The sequence below is a fragment of the Nostoc sp. genome, assembly GCF_036917275.1.
Lineage (GTDB): Bacteria > Cyanobacteriota > Cyanobacteriia > Cyanobacteriales > Nostocaceae > Nostoc.
In genome coordinates, this window is sequence record NZ_JBALDF010000032.1 from 141,522 (window position 1) to 161,940 (window position 20,419).

General features: G+C 41.6%; 17 protein-coding genes. 5 read left to right on the forward strand and 12 right to left on the reverse strand.

Annotation, left to right across the window (positions count from 1 at the left end; all coding sequences use genetic code 11):
* Positions 1 to 177: 177 nt before the first annotated feature.
* From V7K35_RS11885 to V7K35_RS11895, 3 genes are all read right to left on the reverse strand, one after another.
* The gene (locus V7K35_RS11885; RefSeq protein WP_335079141.1) at positions 178 to 2,178 is read right to left on the reverse strand and encodes a serine/threonine phosphatase; all 2,001 of its coding nucleotides are present in this window, start codon (positions 2,176 to 2,178) and stop codon (positions 178 to 180) included.
* Positions 2,179 to 2,424: 246 nt separating this feature from the next.
* Entirely contained in the window at positions 2,425 to 3,231 is an 807-nt protein-coding gene (locus V7K35_RS11890; RefSeq protein WP_335079143.1) for a basic amino acid ABC transporter substrate-binding protein, read from the reverse strand.
* 18 nt (positions 3,232 to 3,249) lie between these two features.
* Positions 3,250 to 4,485, reverse strand: coding sequence for a multidrug effflux MFS transporter (locus V7K35_RS11895; RefSeq protein WP_335079145.1), 1,236 nt, complete (start codon positions 4,483 to 4,485; stop codon positions 3,250 to 3,252).
* A gap of 446 nt (positions 4,486 to 4,931) precedes the next feature.
* Here V7K35_RS11895 and V7K35_RS11900 point away from each other — a divergent pair, with 446 nt between their 5' ends.
* Complete coding sequence (locus tag V7K35_RS11900; protein ID WP_335079147.1) at positions 4,932 to 6,134, forward strand: aminotransferase-like domain-containing protein; 1,203 nt, start codon at positions 4,932 to 4,934, stop codon at positions 6,132 to 6,134.
* 175 nt (positions 6,135 to 6,309) lie between these two features.
* Here the strand turns inward: V7K35_RS11900 and V7K35_RS11905 are convergent, their stop codons facing one another.
* The 7 genes from V7K35_RS11905 to V7K35_RS11935 all read right to left on the reverse strand — a co-directional run bounded on the left by V7K35_RS11905 (position 6,310) and on the right by V7K35_RS11935 (position 11,645).
* Positions 6,310 to 6,930: a J domain-containing protein gene (locus V7K35_RS11905; RefSeq protein ID WP_335079149.1), complete on the reverse strand. Its 621-nt coding sequence runs from the start codon at positions 6,928 to 6,930 to the stop codon at positions 6,310 to 6,312.
* Positions 6,931 to 7,131: 201 nt separating this feature from the next.
* Positions 7,132 to 7,740 carry an ATP-dependent Clp protease proteolytic subunit gene (locus tag V7K35_RS11910; RefSeq protein WP_335079151.1) on the reverse strand — a complete coding sequence of 203 codons (609 nt, stop codon included), beginning with the start codon at positions 7,738 to 7,740 and terminating at the stop codon, positions 7,132 to 7,134.
* 110 nt (positions 7,741 to 7,850) lie between these two features.
* Positions 7,851 to 8,513, reverse strand: a complete 663-nt coding sequence (locus V7K35_RS11915) for an ATP-dependent Clp protease proteolytic subunit (protein ID WP_229461125.1) — start codon at positions 8,511 to 8,513, stop codon at positions 7,851 to 7,853.
* Positions 8,514 to 8,954: 441 nt separating this feature from the next.
* Positions 8,955 to 9,797 (reverse strand): D-alanyl-D-alanine carboxypeptidase family protein, encoded by an 843-nt coding sequence (locus tag V7K35_RS11920; RefSeq protein ID WP_335079153.1) that lies wholly within the window; start codon positions 9,795 to 9,797, stop codon positions 8,955 to 8,957.
* 7 nt (positions 9,798 to 9,804) lie between these two features.
* Positions 9,805 to 10,188 (reverse strand): hypothetical protein, encoded by a 384-nt coding sequence (locus V7K35_RS11925; protein ID WP_335079155.1) that lies wholly within the window; start codon positions 10,186 to 10,188, stop codon positions 9,805 to 9,807.
* Positions 10,189 to 10,494 (reverse strand): hypothetical protein, encoded by a 306-nt coding sequence (locus tag V7K35_RS11930; RefSeq protein WP_335079157.1) that lies wholly within the window; start codon positions 10,492 to 10,494, stop codon positions 10,189 to 10,191.
* The gene (locus tag V7K35_RS11935) at positions 10,491 to 11,645 is read right to left on the reverse strand and encodes an AAA family ATPase (protein ID WP_335079159.1); all 1,155 of its coding nucleotides are present in this window, start codon (positions 11,643 to 11,645) and stop codon (positions 10,491 to 10,493) included. Before V7K35_RS11935 ends, V7K35_RS11930 begins: the two co-directional genes overlap by 4 nt.
* 181 nt (positions 11,646 to 11,826) lie before the next feature.
* Here V7K35_RS11935 and mnmG point away from each other — a divergent pair, with 181 nt between their 5' ends.
* The 3 genes from mnmG to V7K35_RS11950 all read left to right on the forward strand — a co-directional run bounded on the left by mnmG (position 11,827) and on the right by V7K35_RS11950 (position 17,331).
* Positions 11,827 to 13,749, forward strand: coding sequence for a tRNA uridine-5-carboxymethylaminomethyl(34) synthesis enzyme MnmG (mnmG, locus tag V7K35_RS11940; RefSeq protein WP_335079632.1), 1,923 nt, complete (start codon positions 11,827 to 11,829; stop codon positions 13,747 to 13,749).
* Between the two features lie 232 nt (positions 13,750 to 13,981).
* The gene (locus V7K35_RS11945) at positions 13,982 to 15,337 is read left to right on the forward strand and encodes a hypothetical protein (RefSeq protein WP_335079161.1); all 1,356 of its coding nucleotides are present in this window, start codon (positions 13,982 to 13,984) and stop codon (positions 15,335 to 15,337) included.
* 1,019 nt (positions 15,338 to 16,356) lie between these two features.
* Positions 16,357 to 17,331 carry a bestrophin family protein gene (locus V7K35_RS11950; RefSeq protein WP_335079164.1) on the forward strand — a complete coding sequence of 325 codons (975 nt, stop codon included), beginning with the start codon at positions 16,357 to 16,359 and terminating at the stop codon, positions 17,329 to 17,331.
* A 331-nt stretch (positions 17,332 to 17,662) separates the two neighbouring features.
* Here the strand turns inward: V7K35_RS11950 and V7K35_RS11955 are convergent, their stop codons facing one another.
* Together V7K35_RS11955 and V7K35_RS11960 are read right to left on the reverse strand one after the other, a co-directional pair.
* The gene (locus tag V7K35_RS11955) at positions 17,663 to 18,283 is read right to left on the reverse strand and encodes a hypothetical protein (protein ID WP_335079165.1); all 621 of its coding nucleotides are present in this window, start codon (positions 18,281 to 18,283) and stop codon (positions 17,663 to 17,665) included.
* A gap of 266 nt (positions 18,284 to 18,549) precedes the next feature.
* Positions 18,550 to 19,491 (reverse strand): DNA polymerase III subunit delta', encoded by a 942-nt coding sequence (locus V7K35_RS11960; RefSeq protein WP_335079634.1) that lies wholly within the window; start codon positions 19,489 to 19,491, stop codon positions 18,550 to 18,552.
* A gap of 312 nt (positions 19,492 to 19,803) precedes the next feature.
* Between V7K35_RS11960 and V7K35_RS11965 the strand changes: the two genes are divergently transcribed.
* A complete protein-coding gene (locus tag V7K35_RS11965) occupies positions 19,804 to 20,358 on the forward strand; it encodes a DUF411 domain-containing protein (protein ID WP_334722482.1) in 555 nt (184 codons plus the stop codon).
* The last annotated feature ends 61 nt before the right edge of the window (positions 20,359 to 20,419 follow it).

A 20,419-nucleotide genomic window follows, 5' to 3' on the forward strand; every position in this document is an offset into this window, starting at 1 on the left:
CAACCTACAAGGTAAATGGATCAAGCATTGGGCATTGGGCATTAGTCTTATCCGTAAATTAGGTTTTAACCCCTGATTTATAAGGCTTTGAGGTGAATTAGCGGATATGTCTATTGGGAATTTGTGATTGTTCTTTCTTCTTATTACCCATTCCCCATGCCCCATTCCAATTTATTTTTAACTTTCCAGATTTGGGCGTACTTTTGCCCGAATAAGTATAGCAGTAATGTTGTCATGACCATTCTGTTGATTCGCCAAATCAATTAAGTCTGTAACACCCTGTTCTAAGTTCACGCCAGAACTAAGTAAGGGTTCTAAGTGAGTCTGCCAATGGGTTTCTATTAAATCATTATCTGATAGACCGTCCGATGCCAACACCAGAAGAGTATCTTCATTGATCTCGAAAAAGTCTACATCAGGATTAATCGAGTTTTCGTCACGAGGCCCCAAGGCTTGGGTGAGTTGGTAGGCATCCGGGCGGGCGTAAGCTATGCTTGCTTCCACTCCCCGGGTTATTTCCCGTTGCCCAACTTCGTGATCTACTGTGACTTGTTCTAATCGCCGCTTGCGCGTCAAGCGATAGAGGCGGCTATCTCCTACATGAGCAACTGCTGCTTCAGTATCTTGAATTAAGAGCATTACCAGAGTTGTACCCATCCGCCCCACTCCAGAACGGGCATCTTGTTGATTAAGCTTGTAAATCGCCTCATTAGCTAAAAACACTGCCTCACGAATGCTATCTTCTGTTGGCAGTTGGTTAGGAATCCAGTGTTCTTGAAAGTATTGCCGTAGGGTGTTGACTGCTAACTCACTGGCTATCTCGCCGCCAGCGTGTCCACCCATACCATCACAGAGAATATACAAACCATGACCTTCCAGAACTCGATTTTTAGGCAACTCCAGCTTCTGAATTTTGGTTTCAATGCCAAAGTAGTCTTCATTATGATGACGTTGACGCCCCACATCTGTGCGTCCTGCATCTTCTAAGCTACTTAACTGCATTGGCAGCACAACAGTTTGCATATCATCAGTTTTGCTAATGATATCTTCTGGCTCATCTGATTGCGGAATAATGGGCACAGCAGTATTTTTCTCCTTTATTGGGGGCAAAGTTGCGGTTCCTAGTGCTTCCAGTTCAACAGAGATTTCCTCTAAACGCGATCGCAATTGTGCGATCGTCTGAATCTTACCTACATCTAAATCCCCCAACATCTGGACTACAGAGCCAAATTGAGTCCGTTGAGACTGCCTAAATAGCGCTTGCCAAACCCGCCCCAAAGCTTGGATAGTTAACGGCTCCTCTGGAATGGCAAATGTTTGGGCTTCGGCATCTTCTGGGGACTCGATAGCAAGCTGAGAACTTGATGATTCCACATATAATCTTTGTAGCGCCAGGGTTTGGTCTTCATCCAATCGCAAATTTGACAAATCTAAAAGGCTTTGACGACAATTCACTGGTTCCAATACTGCCCAAAGTTGGGTCATTTGATAACACCAGTGTAAAATTTTTAACGAACTCGTTGTTTCTTCTTGCCATCGGTCGAGTAAAGGCTGCCAATGTGAGCGGTCTTCAATTATTACTACCTGCATATCCCCCTGCTGCCATGCATCATGAATCTGCGGTATCTCCCGCTGATTTTGGGATTGTAAGGCAATATAAAGTTTAGCAAGGCGAGGAATTCCACTTGTTTCCACTGATGGCGTTAGCAAATCTGATTGCTGACTTGCTAGTATTGCCTCAATAGGTGATATTTGATACGGCTGGCAGTCTAGAACTCTGACACCTACATCAGTAATAGTGGTAGTTTCAGTTTTTCCAGGCAGCATATATAACAATTGATAGCGCTCTTGGGAGTCTAAATAGGAGCCTAATGCAATCTGAAAACTAGGGGGTAGAGGAGATGAGGAGTATATTGCTCCCTCATCTTTCTCTACTCCCACATCTCCCTGATCTCCCTGATTTTTCTCTACTCCTAAAGCTTCCCCATTCGTTTCCTTAGCAATAATTGCCCAAAACACTGTTCCACATTCCGTGCCACAGTTATGGCAACGTAGTGCATTTATAGGTACATCAGTACTGCATTCAGGACAGACCTTATGGGTCAGGGACGTGCCACAGTTTTGACAGAATTTGTTGCTATTGGGGTTTTCAAATTTACACTGAGGGCAAATCAGCATAGTGGAAGTTCCTTAATTCCCGTTCCAAGGTGCTTTTAGCCACTAAGATCCAAGGTGCCACAATTGGCTATCCCTGACCACAGTAGACCTACAAGAGATTGTAGTTTATCAATAAATTTTGGTGGCAGTATTAATTGTGACGCATATTAGATAAATATTTAATATATTGGCAGCCAATTCCTAATAAATGGGTGAATGGGGAGTAGAAAGTAGGGAAAGAAGAACTATTGATTATTGACTTATGTCCTATGCCCCATGCCAAGAGTCTGGCAATTGTGGAGGTTCAGTGTTAAACCATTTTTGATAAATTTGCTTGTAAGTGCCATTGGATAACAAAGTCGCTATAGCTTTGTTAATTGCATCCAGATGGGGGGAGTCTTTAGGTGTAGCAATCCCGTAGTATTCTTGGGTGAGCAGATCGGCAACAACTCTGATGCCTTCGAGTTTGCCATTTTTAATCGCATACAAAGTTGCGAAAGCATCGCTAACCACAGCATCAACATTGCCATTGAGCAAGTCTTGAAAAAATTCTGGCCCAGAATTAAAAGTACTAATTTTGGCGTTGGGGATGGTTTTGGCAAAATCCGCCCCAGTTGAACCAATTTGTACAGCAATTTTTTTACCTTTGAGACTATTAAAGTCTTTAATATTTTGGTTGTCTTCGCGAACAGCGATCGCTAGTCCGGCTTTAAAATAAGGTCGTGAAAAAGCAATGGTTTTCAGGCGTTCGGCGGTAATCGTGATTCCACTAATTGCTGCATCGACTTTTTTAGCTTGCAAAGTCGAGATCATGCCATCAAAGGGCAGACTTTCAAACTGAACTGCAAAACCTGCTACCTTAGCGATGGCATTCATCAAATCAATATCAAAACCTTCCAAGTGACTACTAGCCGTTTGGATTTCAAAGGGGATAAAGGTGGGGTCTATCACCACTTTGAGAGGTTGAACACCTGGATTTGGATAAGAATTATTACAGGCAATGAACAGTAGCAAACAGCTTAAGCTCAGAATTAGTTGCTGCCACTTAAAGTTAATCAAATTCCCTTTAGTCATTAGTCATTAGTTAAATACCTAATTTCTCGTTTCGTGTAGTGCTTGAGTCCGAGCAAAGCGACGCTCGGCAGGGCGTGCAAGTCCAAGATAAGCGGCGAAGGAGGCGATCGCAAACACTGCCATTAAACTAGACATGGCGATCGCTGTGCGCCCATCATAGAAGAAAGCTACTAGCCCACTCGCCAACGCCCCACATAACATTTGCAGAAATCCCACCGTGGCGGCTGCAACTCCAGCTATCTCTGGCAAAGGCTGAATTGCACCCTGGATTGCATTGGGGGAGATTATCCCCAGGCAGAAGGTGTTAAGTATTAGAAGAGGCATTAGCGTAGTAACTTGTGCAGCACCACTTACTGACAGGATCGCAAGGGCAACAGATGAGCCAACGGCACTCATCAGCCCAAAGGTGAGCAACCTTGACGGAGATACGCCACGCATACTCAGATGCCCATTCAGAAATGAGCCTAGCATGATGCCAAAAGCAGTGGATGCAAAAAGCCAGCCGTAGGTTGTAGTCGGGACTTTAAATACATTAAGCAGCACGAGTGGCGATCCCGCAACATAGGTAAACATGCACCCAAAGCTTAGTGCGTTGACAAGGGCGTAGCCAAGACAAATCCGATTGCTGAGAATGCGCCCATAATTTTTTATCAGCCGACGTGGTTTAATCGCATCTAGATCATGGCTAGCTAGCGACTCACTTAGTCCAAGGGCAACAAACAGTAAGAGTAAGAACCCTCCTACAGCCAGTGTCCCATAGATAGTCCGCCAACCAGCGATTGCCAGCACCCAACTACCGATTGTGGGTGCAATTATCGGTGCTACGCCCATCACCAGATTGACATAGGAGAGTTGGGCGCGTGCTGCCGAACCATCAAATAGATCGCGGACAATCGCCAGTGTCATCACCATACCTGCACCAGCGCCGGCACCTTGAACTAAACGCCAAGCAATCAAAGTATTGATGGATGGTGCAGCAGCACAGCTTGCACCTGCTAGGGTAAAAAGTCCGCAGCCGATAAGCAAGATTGGTCTGCGTCCATAGCGATCCGAAAGCGGGCCGAAAATCAACTGGGCAACAGCAAATCCAAGCATAAATAAGCTTAGGATTAGTCCAACAGATCCAGAAGATGCCCTCAAAGCTGCGCTGATTGTGGGAAAAGCTGGTAGTCCCATGTCAATTGATAGGGGCGGTAGGGCAGAGAGTGCCCCCAAAAGAAGCGTGAAGCTCAAGGTGTTGGGTCGAATTCGCATTTTTTAACTCGTAGGATTCACGGTTATCCAAGTGGATCTCTTGATTTTTCTAGCTATGTGTGAGATGTTCTTACTCATCTGAGTATTACGGCAAGTCGAGAAAAGTACCGTACTAAAATAACTTTAAGGAAATTTCCAGCTTTTAAACTCCAAGATAAAGCTCTAGTAGATTACAACAAACTATTAAAAAAATCTCAAAGGACTAAAAAACAAGAGTTTTTAAATTCTGCTTTTGCCCACACCAGTTAAATATGCATTTTTTTAGCTGCCAGATTGCTCTGTATAAATTTTGGATCTTAATTCCCGAAAGAGTTGATTAATGTCACTTGCGTCAAGTTTGCAGCGATCGCTATATACATTGTTCGGATTTAGAATAAAGCTGACTATCAGTATTTCTTCCCTAAAATACTGATATATTCATAAACTTAAAAGACAACTCGCCCTTTATGGCTCCTACCACTTCTGCCTACCAAATTGCTGATTTGTTCGCCGAAAGAGCTAGAAACCTCGCACCACCAACTTACGGCACTGAGTTAACCAAAATTATTACTGTCAGCTTTGCCTACGGTTTAGCTGACCCAATTCTCTTTCCCCACGCCGACTTGGCTGCTGCAAGTGCGGCTGTGCTGGCAGAAGAAGCTCCGATCGCCCTCAATTACGGGCCACCTTCAGCTCAACTATATGAGCAAATTATCCTCCGCTTGCAGGCTAAAGGAATTGCTGCCGGTCGCGATCGCCTGGTCATTGGCTACGGTTCTGGTCAGATTCTCGGCTTGCTACCAGATGTGTTTGTCGAACCTGGTGATGTGGTAATTGTGGAAGGGCCAACCTTCCTGGGAGTGGTTAGCAGATTTGTCCACGCTGGCGCACGCGTAATTGCCATTCCTGTGGATGAGTTGGGGATGGATGTGGACGCCCTAGAAGAAACTTTGAGCGACTTGAAGAAACAGGGCATCCGACCCCGGTTTATTTACACCATTCCGACCTTTCACAATCCCACAGGCGCTACTATGCCATTATTTCGCCGCAAAAAACTGGTAGCGTTAGCGGCTGAGTATGGCGTCCTAGTGGTGGAAGACGATGCTTATAGCGATTTGCGGTTCCAAGGAGAAAGTGTGCCCCCTCTGGCAAGTCTTGACCAAGAAGGGTGGGTATTATATGTAAGTACCTTCTCGAAAATTATTGCGCCTGGTATCCGCCTGGGCTGGGCTTGTGGTGATCCAGCGATTATTGAGCGGCTGGCAATGTTCAAAAGTGAGGGGCCTGTGGGGCCATTTGTCAGCCATGTGGTCGCCCGCTACTGTGCTACAGGCAAACTAGATAACCACATTCAGCAGCTAATCGCCTGTTACAAGCATAAGTGCAATTTATTGTTAGAGGCGATCGCTCAAGAGTTTCCCAGTGATATAGTTGCTTTGCGACCAGGTGGGGGCTTTTTCGTTTGGTGTAAATTGCCGCCAGACATCAGCGCCAAAGCACTCTTAACAGCTGCCAATGAACACGGCATCAGCTTTCTGCCAGGGACTCGCTGTTACACCGATGGACAGGGAGATGATGCCATCAGGTTAGCTTTTAGCTTTCAGCCAACACAGAAGATTGTCGAGGGAATCGCTACATTAGGAGGAGTGTTGCGCGGATTGCGGCAATGACCGTGCCGATTTTAGATTTTGAATTGAAGATAATTTCCCTCGTTCCCAGTCTGAGACTGGGAATGCTCTTTGGGAGGCTCCCGCCTCCCGTCTTTGAAACAGCAGCCCAATGAATATCATTTCCTTCTTAGAACTTGGAAACGAAATTTTGATTTTCAATAAATTTTGTAAATCTTTAAAAAATTTGTTCTAAGCGTTGGAAATCGCGTTGCACTTCATACCAGAGACTTTTATTATAAGGATCTGTTTTCAAAGCTTTTTTAAGATAAATTTTGGCTTTGAGCAGCTGGTTTTCGGAAATTAGCGCCCGTCCCCAAATTTGATAAGCGATCGCTTGCCATTGACGCACTTCTGCATCTGTTGATAACCGATCTGCTAAAGCTTCTGCCAGGGCGATCGCTTGCGGAAATCGTCTTTCTTGCAAAAATCGCTGCAATTGCTCATAAGTTTTCCACTTCAGCCGTTCTTCTATTTCCAACAGATTCGGCGGCTTTGGTTTCGGTGGTTGTTGACTTGTCACCGTTGCTACTGGTGTTTTCTGCCAATGCATCGCCTTGGTGTCATCATACACGGTTGACACCTGATTGGAATGTGCGGCAGTTTCCTCTGGCAATACTACCGTTAGCAAGAGTTTATAAGCCTCTGTCAAGGCAATAAACTTATCTTTGGCTTTGTTGTCATTTGGATTCATATCGGGATGATATTGCTGCGCCAGTCGTCGGTAAGACGCTTTGATCTCAGCAAAAGAAGCTCCCGACCTTAAACCCAATAAACGGTAGCAATCTCCAAGATCCATCTTGAGCTATGAGCTATCGAATATCCAGCTAGAGGCTATCAGCTATCGGCTTTAAGCCTGAACTATTAATAATAAGGGCTAATTTGCTATTTTAAAGTTCAATGTTGACAGTTTGTTTAGCAAAGCAAGTGGAGAGTGGGGAATTAGGAGTTAGAAGTTAGGAATTATTTCTCCCCCTACAACGCCAGCTTCCCCTACTCCCTACTCGCCTACTATAGAGGTTCGGTCTTCAATCACACGGTCAATTAAACCGTATTCTTTAGCCTCTTCGGCAGACATGAAAAAGTCACGATCCATATCTTTTTCAATTTTTGCTATGGTCTGACCAGTTTTATCGGCATAAATCCCATTCAGCTGGTGACGAATCCGTAGAATCTCTCTAGCTTCAATTTCGATATCGGTTGCTTGTCCACGGGTGCCACCTGAAGGCTGGTGAATCATAATCCGTGAGTGAGGCAATGCTATGCGTTTCCCTTTGGTGCCAGCTGCCAGCAGGAAAGACCCCATTGAAGCAGCTAAACCTACACAAATAGTCACCACATCTGATTTGATATGTTGCATGGTGTCAAAAATAGCCATGCCAGAAGTGACCATTCCACCAGGGGAATTGATGTATAAATAAATATCTTTACCTGGATCATCTGAATCCAGATACAGCATTACAGCGATAATTTGATTGGCAATTTCATCATCAATATCTCGCCCCAAGAATATAATCCGTTCCCGGTAAAGGCGATCGTAGATGCTAATCCAATCTGTATATTGTCCTCCGGGCATCCGGTAAGGAACTTTAGGAACGCCTATAGGCATAATTTGCTCCGTTATTAATAAATTGGGGATGATTCGGAGAGTGAAAAGTGAGGAGTTAGGAATGAGGAAGGAGTATTAAATAACTCATAACTCATAACTCATAACTGAATTTAAAGGACACTGGCAGGGAGTGGGGGATTTGCGAGTTCTTCTTTCTCAAAAACTCGGTCAATCAAACCGTATTCCTTCGCTTCGTAGGGTGTCATATATAACAGCCGATCCATATCTTTAGTAATTTTTTCTGGAGGCTGTCCGGTGGTACGATGCAAGATATCAACTAGCGCCCCTTTATTTACCAAAACTTCCCTGGCGCGAATTTGAATATCCGTTGCTTGACCTTGAGCATAGCTTTTGGGCTGATGCAGGATAATCGAGGAGTGAGGCAAACTGGCGCGGCAACCTTTTGTACCAGCACTGAGAAGCATCGCCGCCATACCCATCGCGGAACCGACGCAGATGGTGTGGATAGGAGGCTTGATATACTTCATGGTGTCATAGATAGCGAAGGCTTCGGTTTCAAAGCCAATGGGTTCGCCACTGTAACCGGAAGTGCCGGTGGAGTTGATATAGATTTTAATCGGCTTTTCGGGGTCGTCGGACTGCAAAAACAGCAACTCGGCCACTATCAATTCCGTGACAGCAGGCACAAGTGGCATCCCAAGATAGACAATTCGCTCCTTTAATAAGAGAGAAGGTAAATCTGGTGGCGGTGTCCGGTAAAAGTTATCGCCGTAATAAGGGGCTTGAACAGCCTTGATGGGGGAAATGTCCATAGCAACTGATCGCCTGAAACTATGCCGTTAACTGTAATACATCCTAGCGCGATGCTAGCTTTCCTCAAGGTGCGGATTTCTCCCTAATGCTTAAGGCGGCTTCGCATCTGCCAATGCTTGCCTTGTCAAGTGCCTACACTCAAGGCAAGCGTTGAGTGTAAACTTTCGGTTTGATTCGCTGTTGCCTCCTTGTACAAGTACAAATTGGTCGAGGCAACAGTGTCTCTCAATAATAGACGTTTACTAGGTCTTACAGCTTTGCTGGTTCTAATTCCGGCTGTAACTGCTCAGTTAATATATTGATTTGCATCTGGGTTTGGACAGTCTGCTCCCGAAGTTCCCCAATGGTTCTGGAGAGAATATGTTAGCGTTACTGATAAGCTGTTACCAAATCTTGCTAAACAATAAGTAGTTAGACAGAATTAATTTACTATCTAACAATTAAAGTGGTGTAATCCAATAAGTAATGCCCCGGATAACTTGTTTGTTAAAACCAAACAAAGATAAATTCTCTTCAGGCAAACCCACATAAGTCCAATGTGGAACATCATTTTCTACAGTTTGAAACCAACCATTTTGATTAAGAGCTTTTCTTTGTTCTTTACTGCTTACGCGTAAATCAATTGCTAATCCCCATAGATGTTGTGAAGTTCCAGGAGGTGCAACTAAACCAAGAATTTTTATTTCTTTGCCCTGTTGAACTTTGGTTAAAATTTGATTGTTAGCATATTTGTACCAAAATCTTAAATTTGTGTTGAAAGTGCGAGTGCAATCACCAGAACCATAACCAGATTTTAGCGGGATATGTTCTTTGATTCGCGCTTTATTTAAAGCATCAGCCGCTGATTTTTGTAAGTAACAGTCATTAGTATTATCAACATGACCCATTGTCAAAGTAGCTTGAAACTCTTGGGTTTCTTGTTCATTAGCAAAAATATCTTTTTGGGGCAGTTTAATCCCAACATCTTGATTTACAAAAACTGCACCATATGTGCGCAACAAAGTATATTCATAAGTACCAGGCTGGGGAATTGTGGGTAATTTCTGGCTAATTACAGATAAAAAACGCTGTTGCTCATTTAATTTGGGGTCAGGAATAAATGGTTTTGATGTTATCTCTTTAGAGGTATCTTTACAAGCTAATAAATCTGTAGTCAAGCATACATTTAATGGTTGGGCAGTTCTACTCAATTGGTTATGGGTAATCTCATTACTAGCAACTAATATGAAAATTATGAAGATAATTATAGTAATAAACTTTATCTTTTTAAAACTTATTTTCATTAATAAATTAGCTATTTAATTTAGATTTAATTATATTACAAAAATTTATAAAGTTTTGAAAACTAAGTAAGTGGGAGCTTTGATCTTCAATCCTTTTTAATAATTGTTCTAGGTAATATAGCTTCAGTACATCACCAGGATTTTTTTTAGAATAGTTAATATTTTTCGCTCTGAATAATTCTTTTAAATAAGCTTCATGGAACTGAGCATGAGTATTAAATTTATCATACTTACCCATTAGCTCTGGGCAATTAACTGAAATATCATAATAACGCGTATAATCTAATAATGATTTACTTTGGGGTTGCCTTGAGTAAATTTTTGTATTTCCTAAGAACCAAGTTTCAATACAACGATTTTGGATGATTACAACAAGCTGTGTACTTCCCATCTAAATTTTTTCAGCCGTTAAAAAATCATAAATTTCCTGCTCGATACAGCTAACTGTATTCTCTTCTGCATCTAGACAGACTACAAAATAGCTATACTTGCCATTTGCATTGATGTCTGCAATAGCATTAGGAAGATGATCATAAATAATTGAAGGATAACCTTCTCCACTGAATAGATAATAGTTGTTTTTATTGACTTCATCATAATTCTGAACTTGTTGTAGTTCTGGTAATAAATGTTTTAGCCAAGCTGGATAAACTTTTCTTTCCGTTCTTTTTCCTTCTACAAGAAAGTATAGATTCATCCGGCTGCAATTCCTTCCTTGTAAGCATCAAGATTAATCAGTTGCATAAAGGCTTGATGCCTAGATTTACCGAGATTATAATCTTTAGCATCTTTAGCTGTTACTACATCACCTCTACGAGTCACAATTTTCCAATGTTCCATCCCAATTTTATTAATAATATAAGGATGATGGCTAGTGATTATAAATTGTAATTTTCTATTATCAAATAGTAAATCACTTAAAATATCAATGCAATTAACTCCTAAACTATTTTCAAATTCATCAAGTAAAATCACAGTCCCTTCAGCAGATAAATAAAGTTCACTAATGTGCATTAGTGTTTTCAACATTCCAGAAGATATACGTCGTTGAATAATCCAATTATTAACCCCTTTCTCTTTTATATTAATGTAAGGATAGTCAGCAATAATTTTAGGCAACCCCTCATGTTCATTGGGTTCCATTTTGATATCTTCTATCTGGTCAAATATATTTATGAACTGCTGCTTAATTTCTTGAAAAGTTTCTGGATGATAGTTAGAAACCAATGCTAACTTTGTTTGAGTTGACAAGTTACTTTCCTGAATCTCTTTTAAAGAAGAATATTTTTTTGCTGATGATTTATTCTTGATAAGTGAATAATTCATCATATCAGCAACATCTAAAAAAACAGAGTTTTGTCCTTTTGATTCATCACTATAAATGATTTTGTTAAATCCATCTTTAATTGGTGCAATATCTTCTTCCTCGCTCAATATTTTTACAACACTTTCAGAGGGTGAAAGTTTTGGTAACTTATTACCATTAAAAATTATTTCATTGTTATTTCTTTCTATAATAATTTTTCCATTTACAGATAAATATTCTCTATCGATTCTAAATTTATCTTTTTCTGATTCTTCATCATCAATGATGAATGTATTTACTTTTTTTGTTTCAAATCGACCATTCCATTTATATTCATAATTATTTGAAGAAAAATCTATATCCCATTCCACACCATTCAATGAACCACCTCTAGCTATTTTTCGTAAGCTCATAATAGCTTGAAGTATTTGTGTTTTACCAACACCAGATATACCAACTAAAAGATTGAGTTCAGAAAAATGTATTGGCTCAAAATGCCACTCTAGTTCATGGTCATAATAGGTTATTTTGTTGATTTTCATATTTTTACCTAGAGAAAATAAACGAAGCCAAATAAGAAAGCCATAAATCTGATTATAACTTATCCTAATTAGTCTTTTATTTATAGTAAATTTGATAACTTTTTTATCAGAAAGTTACATCCATGAAACCACTGGAACAGTTAAAATTGAAAAGAACTCTCAGCTTGCTGACCCTGTAAGTATGACCATGCACAATTCCGTTGAATTCCAAGACGCTTTTGATGTCATAGTCGTCGGTGCAGGTCACTCCGGTTGCGAAGCAGCTCTCGCCTCTGCACGCCTCGGTTGTCGTACCTTGTTATTGACGCTCAACTTGGATAAAATCGCTTGGCAACCTTGTAACCCAGCAGTGGGTGGCCCAGCCAAATCCCAGTTGACCCATGAGGTAGATGCACTCGGTGGAGAAATTGGTAAAGTAGCAGACCGCACTTACCTGCAAAAACGTATCCTCAACTCTTCACGGGGGCCTGCTGTATGGGCATTACGCGCCCAGACGGACAAGCGCGAATATGCAGCGGTGATGAAAAATATTGTCGAGAACCAAGAAAACTTGACAATCCGCGAAAGTATGGTGACAGATTTGGTGCTAGATGCTAATGATCAAGTCATCGGCGTTGAAACTTATTTTGGTGTAGGGTTTCAATGTAAAGCAGTCATCTTGACAACTGGCACCTTCCTGGGGGGCAAAATTTGGGTTGGTAACAAATCAATGCCGGCGGGACGGGCTGGAGAATTTGCGGCTGAAGGATTGACACAAACCCTAAATCGCCTCGGATTTGAAACCGGAAGACTCAAAACCGGAACTCCGGCCAGGGTAGACAAGCGATCGGTAGATTATAGTAAAATGCTAATCCAGCCAGGAGATGAAGATGTACGCTGGTTTAGCTTTGACCCGGATGCGTGGGTAGAACGGGAACAGATGCCTTGCTATATCACCCGCACAACTGCCGAAACCCATCGCCTAATTCAGGATAATTTGCACCTGTCACCAGTTTATGGCGGTTGGGTGGAAGCCAAAGGACCGCGTTATTGTCCCAGTATTGAAGATAAAATTGTCCGCTTTGCCGATAAGGAAAGCCACCAAATTTTTATTGAACCAGAAGGAAGGGATATACCCGAACTTTATATCCAAGGGTTTTCCACAGGGTTGCCAGAAAATTTGCAACTGCATATGTTGCGGACTCTTCCCGGTTTGGAAAAATGTGTGATGCTCCGTCCGGCGTATGCTGTGGAATATGACTATTTACCTGCAACTCAGTGTTACCCCACATTAATGACCAAAAAAATTGCGGGGCTGTTTTGTGCTGGGCAGATTAACGGCACCACAGGTTATGAAGAAGCCGCAGCTCAAGGGCTGGTGGCAGGAATTAACGCCGCTCGATTTGTTCGCTCTCAAGAAATGATTGTGTTTGCCCGCGAGCAAAGTTACATTGGGACGCTAGTTGATGACCTGTGTACAAAAGACCTGCGAGAACCTTACCGGATGCTTACCAGTAGGTCAGAGTACCGATTGCTATTGCGTTCTGACAATGCCGACCAACGCCTGACACCCTTGGGACGAGAAATTGGTTTAATTGACGATCGCCGCTGGGATCTATTTACCCAAAAACAGGCTAATATTACCACAGAAAAACAAAGATTGCAAGCCACGCGAGTCAAAGAACATGATGAAATAGGAATAGCGATCGCATCTAATACCCAACAAGCAATTAAAGGTTCAATTACCCTCAACGACTTGCTGCGGCGTCCCGGATTTCATTACGTTGACCTCGACAGATTCGCCCTTGGAAACCCCAACCTCAACCGCGCCGAGAAAGAAGGCGCAGAAATTGACATCAAGTATTCTGGCTATCTCGCTAGGCAACAAAATCAGATTGACCAAATTGCCCGCCAAGCGCACCGGCAATTACCTGGGGATTTAGATTATACAAAAATTGATACTCTTTCCAAAGAGGCACGGGAAAAGCTGACTCACGTAAAACCACTCACTCTTGGTCAAGCCGCACGTATAGGTGGTGTAAACCCAGCGGACATTAACGCTTTATTATTATATTTAGAATTGCGTAGAACCAAGAGCCAGCCACAGTTTCCAGCGTTAGCTTAATACAAACTTCATAAATACTGAGTATAGTAGTAGAAAGGGAAATTGGTATGATAGATGACAATAAGTATTAGTGCTGCCATCATCAACAATCCCCAGATTAAAGTTGATTTTAATACCAACGCTCAACCAACTCGTCTCAATCAGACGGCGGATTGGATATTTCATCTGTAATCCTAACTCCCAGGCAGTAGGCGCGGCGTTTCCTCGTCCTAGCAACAAAGATAGAACGTCTATGTTACAAGAAGCCAGCACCCGTCTCATAGTACCGGAACCATCAGAAGACTTAATCGCCAACGAACCTTGGTTGATAGAAAACTATGCTGATGGTCTAATGGATGAACTCTTTGCCGATATCGACTACATTCTGAATGTTACTGGTAATTTGCCTTCTCAAACCGTTAGGCAGAGTAGGCAGAACAAATCGAGCCAGTCTGTTGCTGGGTCCCCCCAACCTCAACGCCAGTCGCCTCCAGAATCCGTTCCTCTGCAAACAGTTACGATACCGCAGATTATCTTACCGAACACATTGAACCAAACAGTAGAGTCAGTAGCTCAAGATAATCACAAGCAATTGAGTACTGTTGTGTTTGACACCGCCACCGTAAAAAGAGTTAGTAGAAAGGATCAGAAAAGTAGTCGTAATTTGGGCAAACTGCTGATTGTGGGAACAACTTTAGGTGTGGCGATCGCTGGTATTATCTACCTGGTACAGTCTGGAGTAGTATATCTTTTAAATACCAAATTGCCTGAGTCAGCTCTTCTAGTGCCGCAACCGCAGTCACAGTTGCCAACAAAAACAGAAATTGAGGCAGAGTTGGTTGATTACATGCTGGCAGCGCTGGCAGTTATAGATAAACAAGAAGCAAAAAGCAATCAAAAATCTGGCATCCTTGGATTCTCCAGTCAGGCAAATACTAATCAAATAGCCCTTGGGAACGGGCAAACAACTGGTAATCTACCAGCACTTCCACTTCTAGCTAACAATACGCCACTAGCCCCCAACCGCTCTAAAAGCGTTGTTGAGCGCATCTACGTTCCCGTTTATCAAGCGCCGTCGCCAATGCACTACGGGTTGCCGGCGATTCCTGGTACTTCCACACTTTTACCACAAGTTGCCAGTGCGTTACAGGGATATCAACCTAATGTTGTGAGAACTGCCCTGAATACGGTGCGACAAGCTGCCAAGCCTGTAACCGTTAACATGTTAGCTGCGGCTGTGCAAGCAGAACTCAAACCTGTAGCTGGACGAACTGCACCCATTACCGTGCGACAAACACCCAACCCTCTGCCTGCATTACCAGTAGTTCCATTACGTGCAGCACTTGCACCATCAGAACCAACCATTACCCATGAACAAGTATATGCGCCAACTCCGATCGCAGATACTCCTGCTAGTACCTTAGAAGGGTTGCTAGAATTAGGCAATAAATCTGCTGCTTTGTTTAAAATTGAGGGTGTAACTCGCCGCATCAACATGGGTGAAAGTATCGGCTCAAGCGGTTGGACACTAGTAGATGTTAGTAATGGTGAAGCTGTCATCCGGCGTAACGGCGAAGTGCGGTCGATTTACGCAGGGCAGAAATTGTAAAACTTCTTCTCTTTGCAACTCTTCTACGCATCAAAATATTGCAATCAAAATATTGCAATGATAAACGGCTTTGTTGCACATTACTATCTTGCCTAGTTATACTTAGGACTTACGCACACTCTACGATTCTTGGCGTTCTTGGCGTCTTGGCGGTTCGATAAATTAAACTTTTTGGCAATTTTTGCGTAAGTCCTAATACTGTTTAACGCAATAGCTGATATAGATAGATAGAGGTGTACACCTGTACGCCCCTACAGTCAGTTTATGTGTTGCAAAAATTTGGGAAAATTTATCTCGGTAACTTTTGCGGTTTCAATACCAACTTGGGTAAAGATTATTACTAAATCTTTATGAAGTGAATTGTTTAATAATAACATATTTTTTCCAATAAGTCTTTGAATACTAATTTAAACGAACTAGTAATACGAAAATCGAGAGGTTCAGATTCCCAACTCCAATACTTTTGGGGGAAAGGGGAATAGAATTGCGGTTTGAATTCACCTTTATCCCTTGCCCTTTAACATGCACCCAGACCAAAATGGAGTAGTTTACGCTTATCTGAAAAGTATTGTTCCCGACTCCTCTAAAACATCAGAAATCTTTTTGTTTACAAATGATTTAAATAGAAGTGGAGAATCAATGAGCGATCGCACTTCATGAGGCAATATCTACTTACAGTAGGTTTCAAGTTGCCAAAAAGTACTTAATATAATGATAAATGTTGAAAATCATAGTTAAATAAGAAAAATTATTCTTTTAGCTCACCCCAATAGGTAATTGCTTCGTTACAAAGAAAAACCAAATTGATGGTGAAAAATTGGAAGACAGTCATGAATTTACCTACCTAAAGAGGGGTCACAAAAATAAATTTTAATGTTAAAAGTATAATTTATATTGATTATAGTTGTACGACGGTCGCTATCTGGAAACCTACATCTTGTACCTCTCTTACTTAAGCAAGATAACTTTAGCTAAAAAAGCTAATTTGCTAATTTGTGTAATTCCTAAACCTTACCAATATGATCCTACCTAACTATTTTAAAAATAATTCCAAAAACTCTTTAATAGACAAATATCACCTTTACAAAGGCGAGAAATTGAACTGGCTTCAAGTAACTCTTCGGCTTGAAAGGTCAATTATTTCTATCATTCTTCCTTGGGTACTTTTTTGTACTGGATATGGTATTTTAATATCATTTCTCTATTATTTAAAATTACCAATAGCATTTTCAAATTCAAACAGTATCCTTACTAATGCTGTTTTAAGTTTTAATATTGGTTTCACATTACTATTAGTTTTTCGGACGAATACAGCCCATGATAGATTTTGGGAAGGTCGTCAATTATGGGGAGCTTTAGTTAATACATCTCGTAACTTGACTCGGGGAATTTGGATAATAGTTAAAGATAAAACACCGCAAGATAGAGTAGAAAAAGAGGCAATACTTCGGTTAGTAAGTGCTTTTGCAGTTGCAATGAAGTTACATCTAAGATCAGTACCTTTAGACACTCAGTTAGCATCCTTAATGTCTGAAAAACAATATTTACAACTTCAGGATACTAATCATCCCCCACTACAAATTGCTTACTGGATAGGAGATTACTTGCAGTCTCAACATGACCGGAATTGTCTAAATGTCTATCAACTGACTACTCTACATAACTGTGTAGATGATTTAGTAGATATTTTAGGTGGTTGCGAACGCATTTTAAAAACGCCACTGCCTTTGATATATACTATTAAACTCAGACAACTGTTATTTCTTTTTTGTCTAATATTACCTTTAGAAATTGTTAGCTTTTTATATTGGTGGACTGGTATAGTAATGGCTTTTGTAAGTTTTACATTATTAAGTATTGAACAAATTGGCTCAGAAATCGAAGAACCTTTCGGATTTGATCCTAATGACTTACCTTTAAATACGATTTGCAATACAATCTCAAACAATGTTGAAGAATTAATCAGGCTTGCTTCTAATACCAATTCTCTGTGAAGCTGCACATTATTATTGACCCCTCCCAACCTCCCCTTGCCAAGGGGAGGTGCCGTAGGCGGTGGGGTTCTTTCTATGCGTCTTCATAAAAAATTGGTATAAGAGTGTTCGCTCTTTCTAAATCTATAAACAACCTTTACTAGATAAATTCCTGATGAGAGGTGAGAAATTTTTTCTTTTTTAATATATATAGTAACAGCCAAGATGGTTAGGACATTAACAGATGATAAAACTTAGACAAGAAAAGGCTTTTCACCCAGTCCCCAGTCCCTAGCTATACATAATACTTGGGTTAAAAATGCCCAATAAGTAGCCCGTCCTTAGACATTGCTTAATAAATTTTTCGCCAAGATTTCACCGTCTCTTTGCCAATTTCGCTATCAATAGTTTGACCTCCTTCCAATAGTAGTCTGATGTCTAAATTCTCATCTGGAGCATTTTTTAAAGCAGTACCTAATTCTTGACTGACAGCAAACGTGCCCGTTGAACCGTCTAATTGAAAAACTTTTCCCCTGACCTTAAGCAAAAGTTTATCGACTTTTTTGGTAGTAACAAACCTCTGATAATCATATCTGGGATAGACACGACCTGCGGTGTAGAAAGAAGAACTTGCTTGATCTGAATTTAGTGTTACCAGGACTCGAATGCTTGAAGGAGTCCACAAACTAATAACTTGGTTTGAACCCTCACGGTACAAATAGCCACCTAAAGAGTTGCGGTCAAAAACCCCAACTAATTCCCCTTCAAAAGGATCAATAATTCTCACGGGTTTCGACCAGGGCACATCCATATCGGGGGACAGTCCTGCTGATTTAACTACTGGCAAATCGCTTGATGCTTTAGCAAGGCTAGCTACCTCTTGAACAGTGAAAGCAGTACAAACTTGAGGGGAAAGCACAGCCAAGCTTGTCCCTAAAACAAGAACTGGAATTGTCTGCGATAAGTTAATCATAAGTCAGGGATATAATCTTCAAAAACAATAATCGGACAACCTTTATTAGTCATCCCCTGCAAGACTTTTGTTTAAGAGAAGCTTTGGCAATTGAGCAAATCCCAGTGTCTTGAGGCGATGTCTATTAACTCGCCGCATTCTCTACGAGACGCTTTACATAGCTTTTAAATAATACATTAGTACTAATATGTCCAGTTACTTAAGTAATATTATTTAATATAGCTAAAGAGTTTGAGGTTTTTGGGCAAAAATTCATGAATGCGATTTTATTTTTGGTATACAGATAAAAGCAGACATTCCCAAACCAGCCGGGGTTGAGCGTAAGCAAGTAAGTGTTTACGAGCTTGTTCTAGCTGGTGAATGATAGTGGGTTGATGCCACTGCTGCCAGTAAAATTGCTGAAGATAATCAACTAACCACAGTTGTGCTTCTGTATCTAAATCTTTATCAATTTTTTTGGCTAACTCCAAGGCTTTGCGGTAGGAAGCAGGGGCTTTTTTCAGGTCTTCGAGTAACTCCGGGGGAATAGCTTGTAATTGCTCGTAAGATGCGATCGCACTTCCGGCACTGCCAGCTGCTATACTCAATACTGCCTGATTTTGCAAAATTTCCTGATGACCTGTTTGTGTGAGTACAACAGCCAAAGACTGGGCATCTAAGCGATAAAAAGGAATGCGTTGACAGCGTGACACCAAAGTTGGCAACACAGACTCAGGTGTAGGTGCAATTAAAATTAACGTCGCCTGTCCCGGTTCTTCCAAGGTTTTAAGTAAAGCATTGGCTGCGGCTTCTGCCATTGTTTGGGCTTCTTCTAGTATCACCACATTCCTCGACGCTTCCAAAGGCGGACGACTCAGAAACTCGGTAATTTCTCGAATTTGCTCTAATCGAATTACAGGCGGTGCCTTACGCTTAAGTCCTTTCTCAGCCGCTTCTGCTGGTGTTAATCGTTGTCCCTGGTATTGGTACGTTGGTTGCACCCACAATAAAGCTGGATGGTTGCCTTGACGCAAACGGTTTTGTAAAGCCGCAGTGACTCCCATCTCACTAGAAAATAGCAATTCCACAAAGCACTTTGCTGCTAAACTTCTTCCTACACCATCTGGGCCCACAAATAGATAGGCTGGAGCAACTCGGTTTTGTCTGACAGCCTGAGTGAGTAATTCTATAGCTTGCTGTTGTCCTACAAGTGGTGCAAATAGGTTAATAGTTCAGTACCTTCGCCAAAACAAGAATATGAAAATAGAGGGCTGATGCAGTAGAGTTATTGTCTTCCAGAACGACAACTTAAAAGCTACAAAATGCCCATGTTCGACATAATAGCACTGTAGCCTCTGGCAATGTAGAGAAGGAGAGACGCGCAAGGGACAAGTCGGGAAACCGTAAGGGCGCACTGCCCCTTTTATGCTAAAAAACCCGTTTACCGCAGTGGCTCCCCTTGAACGACTGCCGTCGCAGAGTGTTTTTGCAGAGAATTTGTTACAACAAATTTATAGAATCTTGTACTTAGGAAGTCTCAGATGTCGCACAAACAATTTATTTATTGCTGGCAAAAATGGTTCCCTCCCATCTTGGTACGTGCTGCTGTGCAAGTAGTGGTAATGATTTGTCTAACAGTAGGGGTGTTGGGCATCTTAGCAAGCGCTGCTCCGATGAGTCATGCTCAAGCTGTTTTTCCTAGTTCTGTTGCAGGCGCATTAAATGCTACTGTATATCACAGTCCCGATTGTAACTGTTGTGGCGGATGGATTGATCACTTAAAGGCACAGGGTTTTAAAATTACAAACTTTCCCACGCCTGACATCGAAACAGTTAAACAAAAGTACAACGTACCAGATAACTTGTCGTCTTGCCACACAGCTATTGTTAATGGATATGTCATCGAAGGACACGTCCCAGCAGATGACATCAAACGTCTACTTCAAGAAAAGCCAAATATTGTTGGTTTATCTGTTCCCCAAATGCCTATAGGTACTCCTGGCATGGAGATGGGAAATCGAAAAGACCCATTTTCTGTATTATCTTTTGATCACAAAGACTCAGTTGCGGTATTCCATAAGTATCCATCCTCTTGATGTAATCTTAACTGTATTCAGAAGATGTTTTAAAAGTGGATTTTCATGTATTTTGGCGATG